The 6,113-nt window shown below is 60.4% G+C and carries 4 protein-coding genes; all 4 read right to left on the bottom strand.

The features are described from left to right. Window positions 1-96: 96 nt before the first annotated feature. Complete coding sequence (locus tag ADT71_RS04470; RefSeq protein ID WP_054435478.1) at window positions 97-2,190, bottom strand: Tn3 family transposase; 2,094 nt, start codon at window positions 2,188-2,190, stop codon at window positions 97-99. A gap of 1,396 nt (window positions 2,191-3,586) precedes the next feature. After that, complete coding sequence (locus tag ADT71_RS04465) at window positions 3,587-3,781, bottom strand: ferredoxin (protein WP_054435477.1); 195 nt, start codon at window positions 3,779-3,781, stop codon at window positions 3,587-3,589. Continuing rightward, a complete protein-coding gene (locus tag ADT71_RS04460; RefSeq protein ID WP_054435475.1) occupies window positions 3,778-5,094 on the bottom strand; it encodes a cytochrome P450 in 1,317 nt (438 codons plus the stop codon). The genes ADT71_RS04465 and ADT71_RS04460 overlap by 4 nt, the downstream gene beginning before the upstream one ends. 171 nt (window positions 5,095-5,265) lie before the next feature. Then, window positions 5,266-6,090: an SDR family oxidoreductase gene (locus tag ADT71_RS04455; protein ID WP_054435472.1), complete on the bottom strand. Its 825-nt coding sequence runs from the start codon at window positions 6,088-6,090 to the stop codon at window positions 5,266-5,268. Window positions 6,091-6,113: the final 23 nt, after the last annotated feature.

The raw sequence follows: 6,113 nt of genomic DNA, 5'->3' as shown, positions 1-6,113 counted from the left end.
AATCCGCGCTGTAGCGCTTCCTCGTCGTCTTCATTCCCGTACCAATCTATTTGGTCGGGAGTAGCTTAACACCCTGTCCAGAAAACCGGCACCACCTCAGTGGGTGTAGGTGCCAATCGCCGGCACCCTCCGGCGGGGCTCGATGCGAGAGAGCCAAAGCCTGCGGGTCGCATCGAGGCTCATCATGTCTGCCGAAGCAGCAACACCCGAGCCCCAATGCACGGCAAGGGGAGTGGCGAGCATTTCCGCGGCCACAGCGTCGCTGGCAGCGCGCAAATGGCCGTTGTCCTCCATCGCCCGCATCGCAAGTTCTATTCGATCATCGCTGACTCCGTCCACCATCCGCGCCATCTCGGCGGCGGTCTTGTCGGTGCCCAGCGCGAGAATTGCGGCATAAAGTGCTTGCAGTTCGTCAGCACCGGTAGCCTCTCGCCCTAGCAGCAGCGAAGAGAAGCCGGTGCGCGCATCCACTGCGACAATGATTTCCGGAAGCTGTACAGCGCCAATGGCGGCGAACAGCGCCGTACGAGTGCTGTCGGTCGCGGGATCCGTGGGAAGAGCACGCAACTTCGGTACGAGAAACCTGCCGTTTACTATGCCTACATCCGCCGCGCCGATCGCGTCATCCAGCATGGTCGCGCGCAGCGACAACGCCTCCCTGAAACGCCCGAGATAGGCGTCGATCGAGCCCGCCCAGCGATTATCGCGCACTGCCTGCGGCCGCAGCTTGTGCCATTGCAGGGTCGGCATCAACTGATCAGCGACGCTGCGATGATGGGCGCTGTGAGGGGCGCTGACGGAGCCGTTGCGTAGCGAACGCTTCAGCAGCATTGCTGTAGCGACCTCGTAGGCGGCAAGTCGATCCGATGCCGTCCTTGCTGCTCGCAATGCAGCCGGCGGGTTTTTAAGAAACGGCTCAATCTGCCAAGGCATGAGCCCCAGTTCACGGCCATTGTAGGCGTTACGTAGCGTATGCATCGCCACACTAAGCGGATGATCGGGTGCAATCGTCAGGCAAATGGCGTCCGCCTGCTTGAGCAACAGGCGCAACGGCCCAGGCGTTGTGGCCATCTGGTTGCGGATTGCCTGGACCTTGCCTCTCGTCGCCGGTGCCGAGCGAAGCGGTAACACCGCCTTGGAGACCCTCTCGCGGAACTCGCGATCGGAAAGGTCGTAATCGTCGAGTGCGCTGATGATCGTGTCAACGCCAGTGCGGTATTGATTAAGCTGCTCGAGCGCTCGCTCCTCGACCTTCCTGCGGGCGTCGCTCCAAAGTTGACCGATGCGCCGGCTCGTCTGCATCAAAACGACGTCGGTCATCTCGAGCAAGTGCAGCCGCAACCAACAGCCGATCTCTACCGTACGCCGAGGCTCGTTTAGGCGCGGCAGCGTCGATGCCTTGCGGCGAGAGATCCGTATGGCGTGTTGACGAATGCGTTCAATCGGCACTTCGGGGAGGATAAGGCGCTCGGCGCCGAGAGCATGGAGCACGGCAATCCGCTTTTGAACGTCACCTATTGCACGAGCTCCAAAGCCCTTGGGTGAGGCGCGCAGCCAGTCAAGCAGCGCCTGGTCCGGGTTGGGACCAACAGCGCTCAACTTCACAGTCCACCCAGCTACTGTGTCGCTGCCGGCGCTAGCCTCAATTGCGTTCTTGAGTTCGCCCAGAGCATACTCCTGCGCGCGGGCGGCGATTTGCTCGAGGCTTCGGTCAGTAGGAATCAAGAACGCGTGATCGTAGAGCCAGCGGCGTGCCGCAGTCACCAACTGCTCACGAACAAGGACGGTCTCAGCCTGGCGGCGCAGATACGCGGTCAACATCCTCAGTTGGGCCTCGTTGGCTGCGCTGATGCCGGTGGCCGACGCCGCAAGGCGCTGATGCGCGAATAGTGTCATGCGCCGCCGATAGATGGCGCGCAGTGTAGCCAGCTGCGGGGCAGCCACTCCCACTTCGTCACCAGCGAATGCAAGGACAGAGGAAGGGACCCTCTCGAGTGCGGACAAATGTCGGCCACTCATTCGCAAAAAGCCGATATGCAGGACTAACCCGAGCCGGGTCATTGGACGCCGACGGCTGGTGACAACCTGTAGGCTATCCTCATCGAGGCGGAAGAAGAATGCAATTTCCGCTTCGGTCAGCGTCTCAGGAATCGCTTCAATCCCTAGATACTGCTCTCGCCACCTTTCCATCGCCGAGTCGCCTCCAACGAAAAGACTATGGGAAGCGGCCCGACGAGTCTTTCAATACCTTCAGATAGGCTAAGTCATTGACTTATAAAGGGACTCAATTCCCTGAACCGAAGCATGTTATTGATATAAGAAGATAATCCTTACCGCTACTTTCTGCAAACGTGGTACGGGAACCCCCGGTCGCAGCATTAGAAAGTAGCTGCGCTTGACGGGCCTGCTTAGAGGCTGCCTGTTGCCCTTACTGACGTTAGAATACGCACGCTGGCGCCAGACATAGCCATTAGATTTGATATTCGAGATCACGGCCGGACCCGCCCTGATTGTGGACGTTCCCGAGGCAAAATGGGGCGCCCGATTTCGGCCCTTCGTTCACCGCCTTAAAGTGGGACAAATTTGCCGTTCCCCACGGGCTTGCGGAAGGACTGATGTCGCCGATAGCCGGCATTCGACAGTCCTATGCCTGGCCATATGGACAGACGGCCAGTTTCGGAGCAGCGATTTGCCTTTCGGAACGCCCATTATCGGAGGTGGAACCGGCCATCCGCACCCGGCAAGCGCTCTGCGACGGGACGGGCTGTCAATCCCGCAGAGTATGATCAGCCTGTTTCCGGACCGGCAGAAGGCGTGGCTGGCGACGACGCGCCGCTGCCAAGATGTACGATCCGAAAAGCCCAATCCCAGCTTCCGCCGTTCGCCTTCACCTCAACTAGGTCCGCTTTCCTCCACATCCTGACAATCCGGGCCCCATCCAGAGACACCTTCCAATATGACCCGTCGCTGAGTTCTACTAGACCGGCTGGATGGATGCTTTCGAATGCCAGCCGCTCTGTTCCGATGCGCTTCGTCATTAACCTCTTGCCTCAATCCCCTTAGAGCGGAGGGGTTATCCACGGCCATACTGCATGTTCGGGGTTAACGTCTGCTGTCAATTGTCACTGCCATAGTCTTAGGTATCCACTTCGCTTCTTCGCCACGCCAAGTGCGACCGACACGGCGCTCTAGTAAGATTCGAGGCTGCGGACCTGTCGCATAGACAGCCCTGGAGGTGGCGGTTCTCAACGGCAGCGCGCCGTATCTCGATGGGGTGACCGCAATGCGGGCGTGTACGGAATGGCTTCTTTGGGGCGGCAGCGATCCGACACCTGCCCTGCATTCCCCTTCCTAAACGAAGGTCTATTTTCGGCTGCCGCTGCACCAGGAGGTGCCGTTCCGGACTCGCCCTGAAAATGGACGTTCGCATGCCCGAATTGGCTTCCTGATCACGGACGTCCATTCATCTACAAAGAGCGACACGAATCCCCGTTTTGAAGCGGCCTATGCTTCGTCAGGATCTGATCACCTCAAGTTCGCTAACCGTCAGGCGCTCGGTCACATCGAAGTTAGCCTCACTCCTTGGTTAGTCATCGGTTATGAAGATCGCTTGCGCCGGACACTGGCTGGCGGCCCGGCGCACCAGGTCCTGAAGCTCCGGCGGCACCTCGCTCGGCAGCACGGTGGCGTAGCCATCGTCGTGAAGTTCGAACACCTCCGGGCAGATCCCGACGCAAATTCCAAAACCCGCGCAGAGGTCCGTGTCGACATGGACTTTCATCGCGGGCCAACCTCCACCGGATCGAATTCCAGGGCGATATGCGTCAGTCCGCGCAAGATGAACGTGGGCAGATATCCATAGCGCCGGGCGCCGGCCGGGCCGTGGACTTTCTCAGAGATACGGATGTCGCTAGTCCGGTCGAACATGCGATTGAGGCTGACGACCGCTTCGGCCCGCGCCAGGGGCGCGCCCGGGCAGGCATGGCGCCCTGCGCCGAAGGCCACGTGCAGGCGGGCGTTCTTCCGGTCCAGCTCGAATTCTCCGGGGTTTTCAAACTTGCGTGCATCCCGGTTGGCGGCGCTGTTGGCGATATAGAGGAAAGCACCGGCGGGGACATCGACACCCCCGACACTCGTTGGTTTCTTGGCCAATCGGAAATCGCCCTTCACCGGGCCCTCGATCCGCAAGCATTCCTCGACGAAATTAGGGATGAGGCTGCGATCCTCGCGAAGACGTTTCTGAAGGTCAGGACGTTCGCCCACCACCTTGAACGCGTAGCTCAGCAAACGCACCGTGGTTTCCTGGCCCGCGGCGAACAGATTGGCCGCGATCCGGGCAACGTCGAGCGGTTCCGGCACTTCACCGCCTGGGAAAGTGGCCTTGGCGAGGCCGGTGAGGATATCCTCCTTGGGATTTGACCTGCGATCCTCGATATACTTGGAGAACTTGTCGTAAAGCCAGACGAGCGGCCCGTGGTTGACCTCGCCATCTGTACCGCCGACTACGGCCCCGCCGCTTTCCTGCTCCACGCGGATGAGGTGCTTGCGAAACTCCGTGCGGTCCTCGGGCGGCACACCAAGCAGATCAGATACGACAAGAACGGCGAAAGGCTGGGCGAAGTCGTCCATGAACTCGCACTTGCCACGGGCGACAAACGTGTCGATCTGCTGATCGGCAAGCTTCCACATGAACTCCTCATTTTCCTTGAGGCGCTTCGGGGTGATCAGCGACATCAGGAGCGCTCGATGAGCGGAGTGCGTCGGCGGATCCATGGTGGGGAGCTGATCGCTGAACGGTGTCTGGTCGCGATAGGTTTCGATCAGTTCGGAAATGTCTTCGTTCTCGTGACCGGCCAATGGAATAGGGCAGCCTGCGAACGGCCCCGTCGTGGACATGCACGATGAAAAACGAGCGGGATCGTTGTAGACTTCGAGCGCCTCGGCATACCCCGTTACCATGAATATGCCCTGATGCGCCTCACGCATCACCGGAGACTGGTCTCTCAGGTAATCAAAATAGCCGTAGGGATCGTCGATGAACCGATCGCTGCGGAAGAAATCATGCGCTTCAAACTCGCTGGTCGTATCGTTCATGTTCTCTCCTGCGACGCGCCGCCGGCATGCTCCGGGGTCATGATCGTCTAAAAGCCCGGGCAAGTGTAACGCCGAGACGACGCGCCTTCCACCGGTTCGCCTCAGGCTCGAAGAGCATCGCCCAAACGATCCAGTCTGCTCACTACGGTCTATTGATGGCAGGTTTCTTTCTCAGGCTACCGCAGTCGCCGATCGGCCGGTACGGTAGCCGGGCTGCGCCGGTTCACCGAAAGCTGAAAGGACCTGCTCGAACCGGGCCTTGACGTCCTCTGCGTATTCGGGATGGGTGATGATGTAGGGCTCATTGGCCTCGACAGCGCGTACCACCGCGCGGCCGAGCCACACCGGCTCCATCATGTTCGCCCGGATCGCCGCTGCCCGCGCTTCGTCGAAGGCGACCGGGCCGGAAGACATAGATTCGGACATGCGGCTTCGCGTCAGCCCCGGGAACAGTGTGGAGACGCCGACGCCAGCAGGCGCGAGTTCGGCGCGGACAGCGTCGGAGAGGCCGAGCACCGCGAACTTGCTCGCTGAATAGGCTGCGAAGCTGGCGAAGGGATTGAGTCCGTTCATCGACGAAGTGTTGACGATGTGGCCCCGGCCGCGCCCGATCATGCCGGGTGCGAAAGAGGTGATCCCATGGAACACGCCGGTCACGTTAATGCTCATCAGCCGTTCAAAATCGGCGGCGCACGTCTCGACTAGGGGCCGGAAGCCCGACGAAATCCCTGCATTGTTGCAGAGCACGTCCACCGCGCCGAACCTATCCTCGGCCACTGATCTTGCCGCCGCCCAGCTGTCGGCATCAGTGACGTCGAGCTGCACAACCGCCACGTCGCTGTCGGCGGGAAGCCTGTCTGCTTCTTCCTGCGCGTATCCGACATTGATGTCGGCAAGGACGATCCTGGCGCCGCGCTCGGCGAAGGCCATCGCCATACCGCCGCCGATACCCCCACCACCCCCAGATATGAAGACGACCTTTGCGGTTACGTCCATCCCCGTTCTCCCATGCTCAAATT

The sequence above is a fragment of the Novosphingobium sp. ST904 genome, from assembly GCF_001298105.1.
Taxonomy (GTDB): Bacteria; Pseudomonadota; Alphaproteobacteria; order Sphingomonadales; family Sphingomonadaceae; genus Novosphingobium.
Note: the sequence above shows the minus strand (reverse complement) of the source record. Positions and strands in the feature narration are given on the sequence as shown.

Coding starts and splice junctions, on each gene's coding strand:
- ADT71_RS04470 (WP_054435478.1), bottom strand. CDS start 2,190: ATGGAAAGGTGGCGAGAGCAGTATCTAGGGATTGAAGCGATTCCTGAG.
- ADT71_RS04465 (WP_054435477.1), bottom strand. CDS start 3,781: ATGAAAGTCCATGTCGACACGGACCTCTGCGCGGGTTTTGGAATTTGC.
- ADT71_RS04460 (WP_054435475.1), bottom strand. CDS start 5,094: ATGAACGATACGACCAGCGAGTTTGAAGCGCATGATTTCTTCCGCAGC.
- ADT71_RS04455 (WP_054435472.1), bottom strand. CDS start 6,090: ATGGACGTAACCGCAAAGGTCGTCTTCATATCTGGGGGTGGTGGGGGT.